The sequence below is a fragment of the Streptomyces megasporus genome (genome assembly GCF_000718985.1).
Classification (GTDB): Bacteria; Actinomycetota; Actinomycetes; order Streptomycetales; family Streptomycetaceae; genus Streptomyces; species Streptomyces megasporus.
Genome location: NZ_JODL01000040.1, coordinates 1 through 16285 on the forward strand (window position 1 = coordinate 1; position 16285 = coordinate 16285).

The window sequence follows — 16285 nt, forward strand, 5'->3', positions numbered from 1 at the left end:
CCCCGAGAACTCAAGGAGAACACCATGGCCACCCTGACCGCCACCGATGCCGACTTCGAGGACGTCGTCCTCAAGAGCGACAAGCCCGTCCTGGTCGACTTCTGGGCGGCCTGGTGCGGTCCGTGCCGTCAGATCGCCCCGTCGCTGGAGGCGATCGCCGAGGAGCAGGCCGACAAGATCACCGTGGTCAAGCTCAACATCGACGAGAACCCGGCCACCGCCGCCAAGTACGGGATCATGTCCATCCCGACGATGAACGTCTACCAGGGTGGCGTTCCGGAGCTCCTGCTCGGCTCCCACCCCGCCACGGCGACAAGGCACCACGGGCCTCGCCGACTCCATATGTCCCCACGGTCCCGAGCGCATGGATCGCTCCGCTCACAGAGACTTACAGAGGCCTGAGAGCGGGCTCCTTCTGTACAGCTCCCAGCAGTCGGTCGATCGCCAACTCCACATCCTGCTTCCAGGAGAGCGTCGTCCGCAGTTCCAGCCTCAACCGTGGATAGGCATGGTGCGGACGCACCGTCTTGAAGCCGACCGCCAGGAGGTGCTCGGCGGGGAGCACACAGGCCGGCTCCTTCCAGCGGGCATCTCCGAAGGCCTCGATCGCCTTGAAGCCTCGCCTCAGCACATCCTTCGCCACGGTCTGCACCATCACCCGACCCAACCCCTGGCCCTGATAGCCGGGCATCAACCACGCGGTGATCAACTGCACCGCGTCCGATGACACGGGACTGGTGGGGAACGCCGTCGAACGCGGCACATAAGCAGGCGGCGCATAGAGCACAAAGCCCACCGGCACCTCGTCGACGTAGACGACGCGCCCGCAGGAACCCCACTCCAGCAGTACGGCCGATATCCAGGCCTCTTTCTCCAGATCCGGCCGGCCCGCCTTCACCGCGGCCTCACCACTGACGGGATCGAGCTCCCAGAAGACACACTTGCGGCAGCGCTTGGGAAGGTCCGGCAGATTGTCCAGAGTGAGAGGAACGAGTTGACGCCCCATGGAGACATCGTATCCATGGGGCGCCACTTGTCCTGGTTCTTCCGCTCACTCGCCGGTGTCGTCGTCTCCTCTGGAGAGCTGCTGCTCCAAAAGCTGGTCCTCACCCGGCGCGAACTGGCTCAGGATCCGCTCCAGATCCTCCATCGAGGCGAACTCGACGACGATCTTTCCCTTCTTCTGCCCCAGATCCACCTTCACCCGGGTGTCGAAGCGATCCGAGAGACGGGTCGCCAGGTGATCCAGCGCGGGGGAGACCCTCTTACCGGCTCGCGGCCCCCGAGCCCTGGACCTGCTCTTCGGCTTCGATCCCATCAGGGTCACGATCTCCTCGACCGCCCGCACCGACAGCCCTTCGGCCACGATGCGGTGGGCGAGCCGGTCCTGCTCCTCGGAGTCCTCCACCGACAGCAGCGCACGAGCGTGCCCTGCCGACAGCACCCCGGCCGCCACTCTCCGCTGCACCGGCGGCGACAGCTTCAGCAGTCGCAGTGTGTTGGAGACCTGGGGACGCGAGCGTCCAATGCGGTCGGCTAGCTGGTCGTGTGTGCAGTTGAAGTCCTTCAGTAGCTGGTCGTATGCCGCCGCCTCTTCCAGCGGGTTCAACTGGGCCCGGTGCAGGTTCTCCAGCAGGGCGTCCAGAAGGAGCTTCTCGTCCTCCGTGGCTCGGATGATCGCTGGAATCTTCTCCAGCCCGGCTTCCCGGCAGGCCCGCCAGCGCCGCTCCCCCATGATGAGTTCATAGCGCTCCGGCCCCGTCCGGCGGACGACGACCGGCTGGAGGAGGCCGACCTCCTGGATGGAGGTGACGAGTTCCGCCAAGGCGTCCTCGTCGAAGACCTCACGCGGCTGCCGAGGATTGGGAGTGATGGCGTCGATCGGCACCTCCGCGAAGTGGGCACCCGCCACCTCCCCACTTGCCGTGCCGTCCGCGGAAGCGGATGTGGTTTCACGTGAAACACCGTTGCCCTGGTGTCCCTCGCCTCCCGGCAAGGAAGCCACCTTGGCCGCTGCCACCCCGCGTCCCGGAGTCAGAACCGGGACCGCGGTCGGCGAAAGCGCACCGTTCTCTCCCACCAGGGGGCTGGCACTGTCGTCCGGTCCCGTCGGTGCCGCGGGGATCAGCGCACCGAGCCCTCGACCCAGCCCTCTACGTCGTTCACTCACTGAGTCCCCTCCACCATGTGCTGTTCCTGCTGCTTGGCGATGCCTCGCAGTGCGATCTCCCGGGCCGCCTCCAGGTAGGAGAGCGCACCACTGGAACCCGGGTCGTAGGTGAGAACCGTCTGCCCGTAGCTGGGCGCCTCGGAGATGCGGACCGACCTCGGGATATTGGTCCGCAGGACCTCCTTGCCGAAGTGCCCGCGCACCTCCTCCGCCACCTGGGAGGCAAGCCGCGTCCGTCCGTCGTACATGGTGAGCAGAATCGTCGAGACGTGGAGCTTGGGGTTGAGGTGCCCCTTGACCAGTTCGACGTTCCGCAGTAGCTGCCCCAATCCCTCCAGTGCGTAGTACTCGCACTGGATCGGGATGACCACTTCCGCTCCGGCGACCAGGGCGTTGACGGTCAGCAGCCCCAGCGAGGGCGGGCAGTCGATGAAGATGTAGTCCAGCGGCTGCTCGTACGCGGCGATCGCCTTCTGCAGCCGGCTCTCCCGTGCCACCAGTGACACCAACTCGATCTCGGCGCCGGCGAGGTCGATCGTGGCCGGGGCGCAGAAGAGACCCTCCACCTCCCGCACCGGCTGAACGACGTCGGAGAGCGGCTTGCTGTCCACCAGCACGTCGTAGATCGAGGGCACCTCGGCATGGTGGTCGATCCCCAGAGCGGTGGACGCGTTGCCCTGGGGATCGAGGTCGATCACCAGAACCCGCGCCCCGTGCAGAGCGAGGGAGGCGGCAAGATTCACCGTGGTCGTGGTCTTGCCGACTCCGCCTTTCTGGTTGGCCACCACCATGATCCGAGTCTCCTCGGGGCGGGGAAGGGCTTCGCCGGCCCGGTTCATCGCCGCGACCGCCTGCTGAGCGGCCCGGCCGACCGGTGCGGAGACATCCCCGTTGTATCCGGGGGTGGCGTCCATCGGGGGCGGATTCTCACTCAACGTTTCACGTGAAACATCCGCCGTTTCAGAACGGGGGCCCGGGACCGGATCGGTCATCGGTCCCGCGATATGGCCGTCGGACCGCAACGGTTCACTCTCCTCGACATCAGGCTCGCAATGAACAGAGCCTGCCACGTCCTCCGGGTCGGGAACCAGCGAGCCCCGCTCACCTGTGGACGATTCCACTTTCGAGCGGGGCTTGGGTGAGCGTGACCCACCGGTCGAACGCCCACGATGGATGAGTCCGTGCAGCAAGAAGCGACGTTTCACGGGAAGCACGATGCATCCACGCTCGATCCCGGACGTGGCGACACTCCGCAAAAGGCGTCTTTGGTGACTTTACGGAGTAATGAAACCCCACTCCAGGATCACCGTCGGCGTCGGACCCCTCGGGAGCGGCCTGTCCGCGCGGCCTTCGCCCGCTTGGCGGCGAAGCGCACCCCGCCCGGACTCTCTCCGACTTCGACCCGCACCACGGTCGCCGGCGGGTCCACCAGCCCCTCGCCGACACGGAGCACCGACGCGTCCACCGCTCCGAGCCTCTGAAGCGCGGAACGCGCCGCCCTGAGTTCCTCCTCCGCCGTGTCTCCCTTGAGCGCCAGCATTTCTCCGTACGGGCGCAGCAACGGCACCCCCCACCCGGCGAGCCGGTCCAGCGGGGCCACCGCCCGGGCCGTCACCACATGCACCGGCGTCAGCGACCCGAGGACCTCCTCGGCCCGCCCCCGCACCACGGACACATGATCCAGCCCCAGCAGTTCGACGACCTCCTGGAGGAAGTTCGTCCGCCGCAGCAGCGGTTCCAGCAGCGTGATCTCCAGATCCGGTCGGACCAGCGCGAGCGGCACACCCGGCAGACCGGCTCCCGAACCGACATCGCAGACCGTCACACCCTCGGGCACGACCTCCGAGAGCACCGCGCAGTTCAGCAGGTGGCGCTCCCACAGGCGCGGCACCTCACGCGGCCCGATCAGCCCACGCTTGACTCCCACCTCCGCCAACAGTTCCGCATAGCGGACCGCGTCGGCGAAGCGATCACCGAAAACCTCCCGCGCCACCTCGGGCGCGGGAGGAAGGGTCGACGACGCGGGCTCCGTCACGGCAGCACAACCACGCAGCGCTGCGGTTCCTCGCCCTCGGACTCACTGCGCAGTCCGGCCGCGGCCACGGCGTCGTGCACGACCTTGCGCTCGAAGGGCGTCATCGGCCTGAGCTTCACGGGCTCACCGGTGCGCTTCACATCCTTGGCCGTCTGAGTGCCCAGCGCCGTCAGTTCCTGACGCTTGCGCGCCCGGTAACCGGCGATGTCCAGCATCAGCCGGCTGCGGTCACCGGTCTCCCGGTGCACCGCGAGCCGCGTCAGCTCCTGCAGCGCCTCCAGCACCTCACCGTCCCGGCCGACGAGCTTCTGCAAGTCCCGGCTCTCGCCGTCACTGATGATCGACACGGCGGCGCGGTCGGCCTCGACGTCCATGTCGATGTCACCGTCGAGGTCCGCGATGTCGAGGAGCCCCTCGAGATAGTCGGCCGCGATCTCCCCCTCCTGCTCAAGGCGGGTCAGGGTGTCGGTGCCCTCTGCGGTCGTGTCCGTCACGAGTGGACTCCTTACTTACTTCTTGGACGGGTGCTTGGGACGCTGCGGACCCTTGCGCTGCCCGGACTTCTTCTTGGGCTGCTGCCTGGTCCGCGCCGGCCGGTCGCTCCCGGAGGTCTTCTCCGCCGTGGAGGACTGCTCCTCACCGGCCTTCTCAGCGGCCCTCTTCTCCTCCGCGGCGACCGCTGCGGCCTGGCGCTGGGCCTTGGTCATGCGCTTGGGCTGCTGCCGGTTGGCGCGGGCGGCCTCGACGGCCTTCCTCGCCTGGACCTCCTGCGGGTCCTCCTTCAGCTTGCCCTTGGCACGGAGCTTCTCCTGGCGCTGCTTCCAGGCCAGCGAACCCGGGGTCGGGTTGCGCTTGATGATGTACATCTGCTGCCCGAGGGTCCACACGTTGGTGGTCAGCCAGTAGATGAGGACACCGACGGGGAAGTTGATGCCGAAGACCGCGAAGATGATCGGGAAGATGTACATCAACATCTTCTGCTGCTGCATGAACGGCGTCTTGACCGTCAGGTCGACGTTCTTCGTCATCAGCTGCCGCTGCGTGTAGAACTGCGACGCCGACATCAGCAGGATCATGATGACGGTGACCACACGGACGTTGGTCAGCGAGGCGTCCAGCGTGGCGACCTTGTCCGCGCTGTCCATGAAGCGGGCCGCGATCGGAGCCCCGAAGATGTGGGCCTCACGGGCGCTCTTCACCAGGTCCCGGGTGAGGACACCGACTTCCTGGTTGTTGGCGATCTTGTTCAGCACCTGGTAGAGCGCCAGGAAGAACGGCGACTGCGCGAGAATCGGAAGGCAACTGGAGAACGGGTTGGTCCCCGTCTCCTTGTACAGCTTCATCATCTCTTCCGACTGGCGCTGCCGGTCGTTCTTGTAGCGCTCCTGGATCGCCTTCATCTTCGGCTGGAGCGCCTGCATGTTCCGCGTCGCCTTGATCTGCTTCACGAAGAGCGGGATCAGGGCGATACGGATCAGGATCACCAGCGAGACGATGGACAGACCCCAGGCCCATCCGCTGTCTTCCCCGAAGGGGACGCTGTACAGCTTGTGGAACTGGACGATGATCCAGGAAACAGCGGTATAGAGAGGACCGAGGATCGTGTCGATCGTGTCCACGAGTCAGGCTCCTTGGGCATTGGACTGAGTCCGGTGCTGCCAGCGGCCACGCAGCCGCTGATGCCAGACCGGGTGCTTCCGGGCGGGAACGTGATCGACCCCGCCGGACGACCATGGGTTGCAGCGCAGAATGCGCCAGGCGGTCAGCGCCGTCCCCTTCACCGCGCCGTGCCGGTTGATGGCCTCATAGCCGTAGTGGGAGCACGACGGGTAGTACTTGCACACCGGCCCGAGCATCGGACTGATGGTCCACTGGTACAGCTTGATCAACCACAGCAGCGGGTACTTCACGAGGGGCCTCCCAACAGCCGCTGCAGTGCGGTGTCCAGATCACGGGCCAGTTCCTCGTGGTCCGCCCCGCCCGCATCGGGCAGCGCCCGTATGACCATCAGGCTACCGGGCGGCAGCGCGTCGAGCCGATCCCTCACCAAGTGACGCAGGCGACGCTTGACGCGGTTGCGGACGACCGCATTGCCCACGGCCTTGCTCACGACGAAACCCGCACGCGCCGGGGGAGCGACTCCCTCCGCGGCGTGCGGGTCCGTACGTCCCTCGGAATCGGGTCGAGGGGATCCCCTGCGCAGGTGGACGACGAGGAGCGGGCGCCCGGCCCGGCGTCCCCGACGCACCGCGGCCGCGAAATCCTCGCGCCGCCTCAGCCGGTTCTCGGTAGGCAGCACGTCACGGCCCCGCGGTCCGAAAGGTCAGGCCGACAGACGAGCGCGACCCTTGCTGCGGCGGGACGCGATGATCGCACGACCGGCGCGGGTCCGCATGCGCAGCCGGAAACCGTGGGTCTTCGCGCGGCGGCGGTTGTTCGGCTGGAAGGTGCGCTTGCTCACTCGGGGGCTCCAGGAATGCTTGTGTCTCTCACGAGACGTGTGGGGCGCCGAATGGCTGTCACCGTGCGCCCACGAGTAGCTCGCAACGCCCGAGTGCACCGCTTCTACAGACCACCAGGATCTTGCCCATCGGAGGCAGGCGGCAGCAGCCATCGACAACTCGACCTCGTCACGGTACGCGGCACCGTGCCATAAGGTCAAACCAGGGCCGGCCGGGGGGTTCTGTACACAGGCTGTGGACAACGACTTGAACCGCACGCGCCGCGCTGACTACCGTGGCTGAACTCCCTTTTCTTCCCGACCGTCCCGAGAACCACACATGGGTGGGGCCATCGGAGCCCGACCGGACCGGAACACCCCCGATCACCCCCGAACAACCCACCCAGCGAGTGAGAGAGCGTGCCCTGTGGCTGACCTACCTGCCGATCTTGCCGCAGTGTGGCCACGCGTGCTGGAGCAGCTCCTCGCCGACGGCCAGGGTGTCGAGGCCAAGGACCAGCGGTGGCTCAAGGACTGCCAGCCCCTGGTGCTGGTGTCCGGCACCGCGCTGCTCGGCGTGCCCAACGAGTACGCCAAGGGCGTTCTGGAGGGGCGGCTCTCCCCCCTGATCACCGAAGCGCTCAGTCGCGAGTGCCAGCAGCCCATCCGCCTCGCGATCACCGTCACCGGACCGGTCCCGGAGCCTCCCGCTCCGGCGCCCCCCGCGGCACCGGCCTCCCCCGAGCCGCCTCAGCACCACCAGCCCGCGCCGCACCGGCAGCCGCTGCACTACGACGAGCAGCACTACGAGCACCCCCACGGTCCCCAGCACGAGGACCGGCCCGAGCTGCCGAACGCGCGGCCCGCGTACCCGGACTACCCGCACGCGCCCCAGCACCAGCCGGGAGCCTGGCCGCGCCGGCAGGAGCCCGACGCCTGGCAGCCGCCGCGCGACCCGTACCCGCCGCAGCCCCCGTCGTACGAACCCCCCTCCTACGACGGCCGGCACCACGCGTCGCCCTACGACCAGCCGCCCGTGCCCCGCTACACCGGCCCCCGGGCCACGGGCCGGGCCGACTCCCCGCAGCTCCCCGCGCCCAGCGGCGCCCCCGGTCCGCTCGCCGCGCAGCCGGCGCCCGCGTCCGGGCCGGGCGAGCCGACCGCCCGCCTGAACCCGAAGTACCTCTTCGACACCTTCGTCATCGGCGCCTCCAACCGCTTCGCGCACGCCGCGGCGGTGGCCGTGGCCGAGGCGCCGGCGAAGGCGTACAACCCGCTGTTCATCTACGGCGAGTCCGGGTTGGGCAAGACGCACCTGCTGCACGCCATCGGGCACTACGCCCGCAGCCTCTACCCGGGCACGCGGGTGCGGTACGTCAGCTCGGAGGAGTTCACCAACGAGTTCATCAACTCCATCCGCGACGGCAAGGCGGACGCGTTCCGCAAGCGCTACCGCGACATGGACATCCTGCTGGTCGACGACATCCAGTTCCTGGCGAGCAAGGAGTCGACGCAGGAGGAGTTCTTCCACACCTTCAACACCCTCCACAACGCCAACAAGCAGATCGTGCTCTCCTCCGACCGGCCGCCCAAGCAACTGGTCACCCTGGAGGACCGGCTGCGCAACCGGTTCGAGTGGGGGCTGATCACCGACGTCCAGCCGCCCGAGCTGGAGACCCGCATCGCGATCCTGCGGAAGAAGGCCGTCCAGGAGCAGTTGAACGCGCCACCGGAGGTGCTGGAGTTCATCGCCTCCCGGATCTCCCGCAACATCCGCGAGCTGGAGGGCGCGCTGATCCGGGTCACGGCCTTCGCCAGTCTCAACCGCCAGCCCGTGGATCTGGGCCTGACGGAGATCGTCCTGAAGGACCTCATCCCCGGCGGCGAGGACGCGGCACCGGAGATCACCGCGACCAACATCATGGCCGCGACCGCCGACTACTTCGGGCTGACGGTGGACGACCTGTGCGGTTCCTCGCGCAGCCGGGTCCTGGTCACCGCGCGGCAGATCGCCATGTACCTCTGCCGTGAGCTGACCGATCTGTCGCTGCCGAAGATCGGCGCCCAGTTCGGCGGCCGGGACCACACCACCGTGATGCACGCCGACCGCAAGATTCGCGCGCTGATGGCCGAGCGGCGCTCCATCTACAACCAGGTCACCGAGCTCACCAACCGCATCAAGAACGCCTGACGGCCGGCAGGCCGTCGCGGCCCGGCCCGCGAAGCCCCCGGGAGACAGCGGACTCCCGGGGGCTTCTCCCTGCCTCGGGTTTCCTGCCGTGGGTTCCCTGCCCCGCCACAGCCCCCTCCCGGCCGCCCCGCGTCCGTCTTCGGTTCCACGTGTCCGTCTTCGGTTCCGCCCCGGTGTCCGCCTCCGGCTGTGCCCGCCCGCTGTTCGAATCCATGGGCGTGGAAGGGAGCGGTCCACAGATTCGCCGACTTTTTCCCGTCCACATGCTGGGGAACGGGAGGTTGTCCCGATAGCGTCCACAGGAGCGACCGTCCACAGCCGAACAGGGCAGGTCAGCCGGGTGTGGATCTGTGGTCGAAAGTTTTCCACAGGTTGTGGACGGAGCATGTGCACACAGCGGCGGATCGAGTTGTCCACCGCCGACCCACAGGCCCGGCCGTGTTGTGCACAGCTTTTCCCGACTTCTCCACAGGGCTGTCCACTGTTCGACAACACAACGCGACGCATCACCCGTACGTGTGAAAGGCGTCACACCAAGAGGCAGGGTTGGGCTGTTGAGAAGGTGGGTAAAACTGTGGGCGACCCTGGGGAGAAGTCACGGCTCGCTGTGCATCGGCTGTGCAGAACTTCCGGACGTCCACAGCCGGCCCCTCTCCGTCCACCGCCCCGTCCACAGGCACGGTGGACAAAATCACCGCTCTGACCTGCGCGGATCGAGTTATCCCCGATATCCACAGGCCCTACTACTACGACCACGGATATAAAGCGGGAACTTCGCTCGGAAACGGGCCCTGTGCACAACTCGGCCCGACCGCGCCCCGGAGCTCTCACCACGACTTGACCCCGACCTGCTCCGGCTGTCAGTGGTGTGCGTCAGACTGGTCTCCGGCGACAAGCCGACGACGAAGGCCAGCAAGGCGAGCAGCCAGCAACAGCAGGAGGCGGCTTAGGTGAAGATCCGGGTGGAGCGTGACGTCCTCGCGGAGGCGGTGGCATGGGCGGCCCGCAGCCTCCCGGCCCGGCCTCCGGTGCCGGTTCTCGCGGGATTGCTGCTGAAGGCCGAGGAGGGCTCGCTGAGCCTGTCCGGCTTCGACTACGAGGTCTCGGCGCGGGTCTCGGTGGAGGCGGATGTGGAGGAGGAGGGGACGGTCCTCGTCTCCGGCCGCCTCCTCGCGGACATCTCCCGCGCCCTCCCCAACCGTCCCGTGGAGATTTCCACAGACGGTGTACGAGTGAGCGTCGTCTGTGGCTCCTCGCGGTTCACACTCCACACACTGCCTGTGGAGGAGTACCCGGCCCTTCCCCAGATGCCGAGCGCGACCGGCACGGTCCCCGGCGAGGTCTTCGCGGCCGCCGCCGCCCAGGTGGCCATCGCGGCAGGGCGCGACGACACGCTGCCGGTGCTCACCGGCGTCCGGATCGAGATCGAGGGGGACACGGTCACCCTGGCGTCCACCGACCGCTACCGCTTCGCGGTCCGCGAGTTCCTGTGGAAGCCGGAGACGCCGGACGCCTCCGCGGTGGCGCTGGTGCCCGCCAAGACGCTGCTGGACACGGCGAAGTCGCTGAGCGGTGGGGACGACGTGACGCTGGCGCTGTCGGGCGGGGGCGCCGGTGAGGGCCTGATCGGCTTCGAGGGCAACGGCCGGCGGACCACGACGCGCCTGCTCGAGGGCGACCTGCCGAAGTACCGGACCCTGTTCCCGACGGAGTTCAACTCGATCGCCGTGATCGAGACGGCTCCGTTCGTGGAGGCGGTCAAGCGCGTCTCGCTGGTGGCCGAGCGGAACACCCCGGTGCGGCTCTCCTTCGAGCAGGGCGCGCTGACGCTGGAGGCCGGCTCCAGCGACGACGCGCAGGCCGTGGAGCGGGTGGACGCGCAACTGGAGGGCGAGGACATCTCGATCGCCTTCAACCCCGGCTTCCTGCTGGAGGGGCTGAGCGCCATCGACGCGCCGGTCGCTCAACTGTCCTTCACGACCTCGACCAAGCCCGCCCTGCTGAGCGGCAAGCCCGCGGTGGACGCGGAGGCGGACGAGTCGTACAAGTACCTGATCATGCCGGTGCGACTGTCGGGCTGAGGCCGCCCTGCGACCGCCGTCCGCGTCCACCGCAAAGTGCCGCCCGACCGGGTACCCGGCCGCGGGCCGGGTGCGCGGGGGCAGCCTCCGCGAGGCCGCGACCGGCGGTTTCACAGGCGGCCGGCCGCGCATTCGAGCGGGGTACGGCCGCAGGTGTGCGGCACCCCCTCGGGCGTAGGCTCGTACCCGGGTACGCAAAGCCAGAACACCGAAGAAAGGCCCCTTGATGGAGCTCGGTCTCGTCGGTCTCGGCAAAATGGGCGGCAACATGCGCGAGCGCATCCGCCGTGCCGGCCACACCGTCGTCGGATACGACCGCAACCCGGACCTCGCCGATGTCGACAGTCTCGAGGAACTGGTGGGGTCGCTGAAGGCCCCGCGGGTGGTGTGGGTCATGGTTCCGGCCGGAGCCGCCACCCAGGCGACCATCGACGCGCTGGGGGAGCTGCTCTCCCCGGGCGACGTGGTCGTGGACGGCGGGAACTCCCGCTGGACCGACGACGAGAAGCACGCCGAACAGTTGGCGGCCAAGGGCATCGGCTTCGTGGACTGTGGGGTCTCCGGTGGTGTGTGGGGCCTGGAGAACGGTTACGCGCTGATGTACGGCGGCGACGCCGAGCACGTGGCGAAGGTGCAGCCGATCTTCGACGCGCTCAAGCCGGAGGGCGAGTTCGGCTCCGTGCACGCCGGGAAGGTGGGCGCGGGCCACTTCGCGAAGATGGTCCACAACGGCATCGAGTACGCGATGATGCAGGCCTTCGCCGAGGGCTGGGAGCTGCTGGAGGCGGCGGACGCGGTGACCGACGTCCGCGAGGTCTTCCGCTCCTGGCGGGAGGGCACGGTCATCCGCTCCTGGCTGCTCGACCTGGCCGTCCGCGCGCTGGACGACGACGAGCACCTGGGGGCGCTGCGCGGTTACGCGGCCGACTCCGGCGAGGGACGGTGGACGGTGGAGGCGGCGATCGACCACGCCGTTCCGCTGCCCGCGATCACCGCGTCGCTGTTCGCGCGGTTCTCGTCGCGCCAGGAGGACTCCCCGCAGATGAAGATGATCGCCGCGCTGCGCAACCAGTTCGGTGGCCACGCGGTGACCGCCGCCGCCGGCGGCGAGAAGGGCGCCGACTCGCCGGGCGCGGATGTCGTCCCGCCCGTCGGCGGCTGAGCGTCACACAAGGAACCGATGCACGTCACGCATCTGTCGCTCGCCGACTTCCGGTCGTACGCCCGGGTCGAGGTCCCGCTCGATCCGGGCGTCACGGCTTTCGTCGGCCCGAACGGCCAAGGCAAGACGAACCTCGTCGAGGCCGTGGGGTATCTCGCGACTCTGGGCAGTCACCGGGTGGCCTCAGACGCCCCGTTGGTGCGGGCCGGCGCCGCCCGCGCCGTCATACGCGCGGTGGTGCGCCAGGGGGACCGGCAGCAGTTGGTGGAGCTGGAGTTGAATCCGGGGAAGGCCAACCGGGCCCGGATCAACCGATCGTCGCAGGTCAGGCCGAGGGATGTGCTGGGCATCGTGCGCACGGTGCTGTTCGCCCCGGAGGACCTGGCGCTGGTGAAGGGGGACCCCGGGGAGCGACGCCGTTTCCTGGACGAGTTGGTGACGGCCCGGTCGCCGCGGATGGCGGGGGTGCGGGCGGACTACGAGCGGGTGCTCAAACAGCGGAACACCCTGTTGAAGACGGCCGCGATGGCCCGTCGGCACGGTGGCGGGTCCGGGAGCGGAGCGCTGTCCACCCTGGACGTGTGGGACCAGCACCTGGCCCGTGCCGGGGCGGAGTTGCTCTCCCAGCGGATGGCTCTGGTGGCGGCGTTGGGTCCGCTGGCGGACGAGGCGTACGAGCGGCTGGCGCCGGGCGGGGGCCCGGTGGCGTTGGAGTACCGCACCCCGGTGGAGGGCGGTACGCGCGAGGAGTTGTACGAGCAGTTGCTGGCCGCGCTGGCCGATGCCCGCCGTCAGGAGATCGAGCGCGGGGTGACGTTGGTGGGCCCGCACCGTGACGACCTGGTGCTGAAGCTGGGGGAGTTGCCCGCCAAGGGGTACGCGAGCCACGGCGAGTCGTGGTCGTACGCCCTGGCACTGCGGCTGGCCTCCTACGACCTGCTGCGGAGCGAGGGCAACGAGCCGGTGCTGGTCCTCGACGACGTCTTCGCCGAGTTGGACGTCCGCCGGCGGGACCGACTGGCCGAGCTGGTGGCGTCCGGTGAGCAGGTGCTGGTGACGGCGGCGGTCGAGGACGACGTGCCGAAGGCGTTGGCGGGGGCGCGGTACGTGGTCGGCGGTGGGGAGGTGACCCGTCTGTGACGGAACACCGGCGTCCGGAGGAGGACCGGGGGGAAGGTCCCGGCGAGGCGGTCGACCGGTCCGCGGAGGTGAGGATTCCGGGGCCGGCCCCGGAGCCGTCGGGCGTGGACCTGGCGCGGGTGGCGCTGCGGGCGGCCCGCGAGCAGGCGCGGGCCCGGGGCACGGTGGCGCGGCGGAAGCGGGAGGCCCGCGCGGGCGGGCTGCGGTCGGGAGCGCGGCGGGACGGCCGTGATCCCCTGCCGCTGGGTGCGGCGATCGAGCGGCTGAAGACCGAGCGCGGCTGGGAGATGCCGATGGCGGTCGGTGGTGTGATGGGCCGCTGGCCGGACTTGGTGGGGCCAGACCTCGCACGGCACTGCGTCCCGCAGTCGTACGACGAGCGGGAGCGGGTGCTGTCGGTGCGCTGTGACTCGACGGCGTGGGCGACGCAGGTGCGGCTGTTGGCGCCGCAGCTCGTGGCGCGGCTGAACGCCGACCTCGGGCCGGGGACGGTGAAGTTGATCAAGGTTCGGGGGCCGGAGGCCCCGAACACCCGGCACGGCCCGCTGCGCGCGCCGGGGAGCAGGGGCCCCGGGGACACCTACGGCTGACGCGTCCGGCGCACCGCTGTGGACGGAACGCGGGTGAACCGCGGACGAGCCGTGTGCGAGCGTGGGAGCGGTACCGGAGCGCCGGAGAAAACGGACGAAAAGGATTATTTCGTGAGCGCGCTCACAGTGACGGAGCCTTGACATCCGGAAGCGCTGAGGGGCGTCTTGGGCGTCTCGGGGGCCCGGCCCGCATATAGGGAGTCGGCTCATGCCGGTTCAGGGCGGCACATGAGGAGCCAGGTACCCGCAAACCCCCATCGTTGTCAGTCGTACCGGTAGACTGGAAGCACACCCGCCTTACTGCGGAACAAGTCGAACGACGCAGCCGCTCCTGCTCGCCCGGACGGGGTTCCTTCCCGCCGAACGCAGGGGGAGGCTTGTGCTGTGCCAGAAAGGGCGCTTCGTGGCCGATTCCGGCAACTCCAACGAAACCTTCCCTGCTACCGGCGGGGATTCCCCTGTCCCGTCCGCGACCCCGCCCGCCCCCGAGGCCGGTGGTGGCGATTCGTCGTACGACGCCAGTGCGATCACGGTCCTGGAGGGTCTGGACGCGGTCCGCAAGCGGCCGGGCATGTACATCGGCTCCACCGGTGAGCGTGGTCTTCATCACCTCGTCTCCGAGGTGGTCGACAACTCCGTCGACGAGGCGCTGGCCGGCTACGCGGACACCATCGACGTGACGCTGCTGGCCGACGGCGGCGTCCGGGTCGTGGACAACGGGCGCGGTATCCCGGTGGGCATCGTCCCCTCGGAGGGCAAGCCGGCCGTCGAGGTCGTGTTGACGGTGCTGCACGCGGGCGGCAAGTTCGGCGGGGGCGGCTACGCCGTCTCCGGCGGTCTGCACGGTGTGGGCGTCTCGGTGGTCAACGCGCTGTCGACCAGGCTGTCGGTGGAGATCCGGACCGACGGCTACCGGTGGACGCAGGACTACAAGATGGGCGTGCCGACCGCACCGCTCCAGCGGTGGGAGCCCACCGACGAGACGGGTACCTCCGTCACCTTCTGGGCCGACGGCGACATCTTCGAGACGACCGAGTACTCCTTCGAGACGCTCTCGCGCCGTTTCCAGGAGATGGCGTTCCTCAACCGCGGTCTGACGATCACCCTGACCGACGAGCGGGAGGCCGCCAAGCTGACGGCGGGCGCGGACACCACGGACGAGGCGGAGGACGACAAGCCGCGCCACGTCCGGTACCACTACGAGGGCGGCATCTCGGACTTCGTCCGCCACCTCAACTCCCGCAAGGGCGAGCCGGTCCACCCCTCCGTGATCGACATCGAGGCGGAGGACAAGGAGCGCCGGATCTCGGTGGAGATCGCGATGCAGTGGAACACCCAGTACACCGAGGGTGTCTACAGCTTCGCGAACACCATCCACACCCACGAGGGCGGCACCCACGAGGAGGGCTTCCGCGCGGCGTTGACCGGTCTGGTCAACCGTTACGCCCGCGACAAGAAGCTGCTGCGGGAGAAGGACGACAACCTCACCGGCGAGGACATCCGCGAGGGCCTGACGGCCATCATCTCGGTGAAGCTGGGCGAGCCGCAGTTCGAGGGCCAGACCAAGACGAAGCTGGGCAACACCGAGGCCAAGACCTTCGTCCAGAAGATCGTCCACGAGCACCTGAGCGACTGGCTGGACCGCAACCCCAACGAGGCGGCCGACATCATCCGCAAGGCCATCCAGGCGGCCACCGCGCGCGTGGCGGCCCGCAAGGCACGGGACCTGACCCGGCGCAAGGGCCTGCTGGAGACGGCGTCGCTGCCGGGCAAGCTGAGCGACTGCCAGTCCAACGACCCCTCCAAGTGCGAGATCTTCATCGTCGAGGGCGACTCCGCGGGCGGCAGCGCCAAGTCCGGCCGCAACCCGCAGTACCAGGCCATCCTCCCGATCCGGGGCAAGATCCTGAACGTGGAGAAGGCGCGGATCGACAAGGTCCTGCAGAACCAGGAGGTCCAGGCGCTGATCTCGGCCTTCGGCACCGGGATCCACGAGGACTTCGACATCGCCAAGCTCCGCTACCACAAGATCATCTTGATGGCGGACGCCGACGTCGACGGCCAGCACATCAACACCCTGCTGCTGACGCTCCTGTTCCGCTTCATGCGCCCGCTGGTCGAGGCCGGCCACGTCTTCCTGTCCCAGCCTCCGCTGTACAAGATCAAGTGGTCGCGCGACGAGTTCGAGTACGCCTACTCCGACCGCGAGCGCGACAGTCTGATCCGGCTCGGCCGCGAACAGGGCAAGCGCATCAAGGACGACTCGGTGCAGCGCTTCAAGGGTCTGGGCGAGATGAACGCCGAGGAACTGCGCATCACCACGATGGACCCGGCGCACCGGGTGCTGCGGCAGGTGACGCTGGACGACGCGGCCGCCGCCGACGACCTGTTCTCGATCCTGATGGGCGAGGACGTGGAGGCGCGGCGCTCGTTCATCCAGCGCAACGCCAAGGACGTCCGCTTCCTCGACATCTGA

16 protein-coding genes are annotated in these 16285 nt (G+C 68.7%); 7 read left to right on the top strand and 9 right to left on the bottom strand.

The window, feature by feature from the left end; translation table 11 throughout:
- Positions 1-24 precede the first annotated feature (24 nt).
- Positions 25-402: a thioredoxin gene (trxA, locus tag IF47_RS0124710; protein WP_078592098.1), complete on the top strand. Its 378-nt coding sequence runs from the start codon at positions 25-27 to the stop codon at positions 400-402.
- On the opposite strand, the gene IF47_RS0124715 is transcribed toward trxA, so the two are convergent.
- The 9 genes from IF47_RS0124715 to rpmH form a co-directional block, all read right to left on the bottom strand.
- Positions 389-1006 carry a GNAT family N-acetyltransferase gene (locus IF47_RS0124715; RefSeq protein ID WP_031511207.1) on the bottom strand — a complete coding sequence of 206 codons (618 nt, stop codon included), beginning with the start codon at positions 1004-1006 and terminating at the stop codon, positions 389-391. The two genes, trxA and IF47_RS0124715, sit on opposite strands and share 14 nt — an antisense overlap.
- Positions 1007-1051: 45 nt before the next feature.
- A complete protein-coding gene (locus IF47_RS0124720; protein WP_031511208.1) occupies positions 1052-2170 on the bottom strand; it encodes a ParB/RepB/Spo0J family partition protein in 1119 nt (372 codons plus the stop codon).
- Positions 2167-3240 (bottom strand): ParA family protein, encoded by a 1074-nt coding sequence (locus IF47_RS0124725; RefSeq protein ID WP_078592093.1) that lies wholly within the window; start codon positions 3238-3240, stop codon positions 2167-2169. The genes IF47_RS0124720 and IF47_RS0124725 overlap by 4 nt, the downstream gene beginning before the upstream one ends.
- A 233-nt stretch (positions 3241-3473) precedes the next feature.
- Positions 3474-4205 (bottom strand): 16S rRNA (guanine(527)-N(7))-methyltransferase RsmG, encoded by a 732-nt coding sequence (gene rsmG, locus IF47_RS0124730; protein ID WP_031511211.1) that lies wholly within the window; start codon positions 4203-4205, stop codon positions 3474-3476.
- Positions 4202-4699: a Jag family protein gene (locus IF47_RS0124735; protein WP_031511212.1), complete on the bottom strand. Its 498-nt coding sequence runs from the start codon at positions 4697-4699 to the stop codon at positions 4202-4204. The genes rsmG and IF47_RS0124735 overlap by 4 nt, the downstream gene beginning before the upstream one ends.
- A gap of 15 nt (positions 4700-4714) precedes the next feature.
- Positions 4715-5815, bottom strand: a complete 1101-nt coding sequence (gene yidC / locus IF47_RS0124740; protein WP_031511213.1) for a membrane protein insertase YidC — start codon at positions 5813-5815, stop codon at positions 4715-4717.
- A gap of 12 nt (positions 5816-5827) precedes the next feature.
- Positions 5828-6115 carry a membrane protein insertion efficiency factor YidD gene (yidD, locus tag IF47_RS0124745; protein WP_031511215.1) on the bottom strand — a complete coding sequence of 96 codons (288 nt, stop codon included), beginning with the start codon at positions 6113-6115 and terminating at the stop codon, positions 5828-5830.
- Complete coding sequence (gene rnpA, locus IF47_RS0124750) at positions 6112-6504, bottom strand: ribonuclease P protein component (protein ID WP_031511216.1); 393 nt, start codon at positions 6502-6504, stop codon at positions 6112-6114. Before rnpA ends, yidD begins: the two co-directional genes overlap by 4 nt.
- 24 nt (positions 6505-6528) lie before the next feature.
- Entirely contained in the window at positions 6529-6666 is a 138-nt protein-coding gene (gene rpmH / locus IF47_RS0124755) for a 50S ribosomal protein L34 (RefSeq protein ID WP_031511218.1), read from the bottom strand.
- 406 nt (positions 6667-7072) lie between these two features.
- On the opposite strand from rpmH, the gene dnaA reads away from it, so the two are divergent.
- From dnaA to gyrB, 6 genes are all read left to right on the top strand, one after another.
- Entirely contained in the window at positions 7073-8836 is a 1764-nt protein-coding gene (dnaA, locus tag IF47_RS0124760; RefSeq protein WP_037733313.1) for a chromosomal replication initiator protein DnaA, read from the top strand.
- Between the two features lie 950 nt (positions 8837-9786).
- Positions 9787-10917 (top strand): DNA polymerase III subunit beta, encoded by a 1131-nt coding sequence (gene dnaN / locus IF47_RS0124765; RefSeq protein WP_031511221.1) that lies wholly within the window; start codon positions 9787-9789, stop codon positions 10915-10917.
- 226 nt (positions 10918-11143) lie between these two features.
- Positions 11144-12079, top strand: coding sequence for a phosphogluconate dehydrogenase (NAD(+)-dependent, decarboxylating) (gene gnd, locus IF47_RS0124770; RefSeq protein ID WP_037733315.1), 936 nt, complete (start codon positions 11144-11146; stop codon positions 12077-12079).
- A gap of 18 nt (positions 12080-12097) precedes the next feature.
- Entirely contained in the window at positions 12098-13219 is a 1122-nt protein-coding gene (gene recF / locus IF47_RS0124775; protein ID WP_031511223.1) for a DNA replication/repair protein RecF, read from the top strand.
- Between the two features lie 68 nt (positions 13220-13287).
- Positions 13288-13809, top strand: a complete 522-nt coding sequence (locus tag IF47_RS0124780; protein WP_031511224.1) for a DciA family protein — start codon at positions 13288-13290, stop codon at positions 13807-13809.
- Between the two features lie 379 nt (positions 13810-14188).
- Positions 14189-16285, top strand: a complete 2097-nt coding sequence (gene gyrB, locus IF47_RS0124785; protein WP_031511225.1) for a DNA topoisomerase (ATP-hydrolyzing) subunit B — start codon at positions 14189-14191, stop codon at positions 16283-16285.

What these genes read in the sequence shown, in the direction of transcription:
- trxA (WP_078592098.1), top strand. Translation starts at nt 25, where the DNA reads ATGGCCACCCTGACCGCCACCGATGCCGACTTCGAGGACGTCGTCCTC.
- IF47_RS0124715 (WP_031511207.1), bottom strand. Translation starts at nt 1,006, where the DNA reads ATGGGGCGTCAACTCGTTCCTCTCACTCTGGACAATCTGCCGGACCTT.
- gnd (WP_037733315.1), top strand. Translation starts at nt 11,144, where the DNA reads ATGGAGCTCGGTCTCGTCGGTCTCGGCAAAATGGGCGGCAACATGCGC.
- recF (WP_031511223.1), top strand. Translation starts at nt 12,098, where the DNA reads ATGCACGTCACGCATCTGTCGCTCGCCGACTTCCGGTCGTACGCCCGG.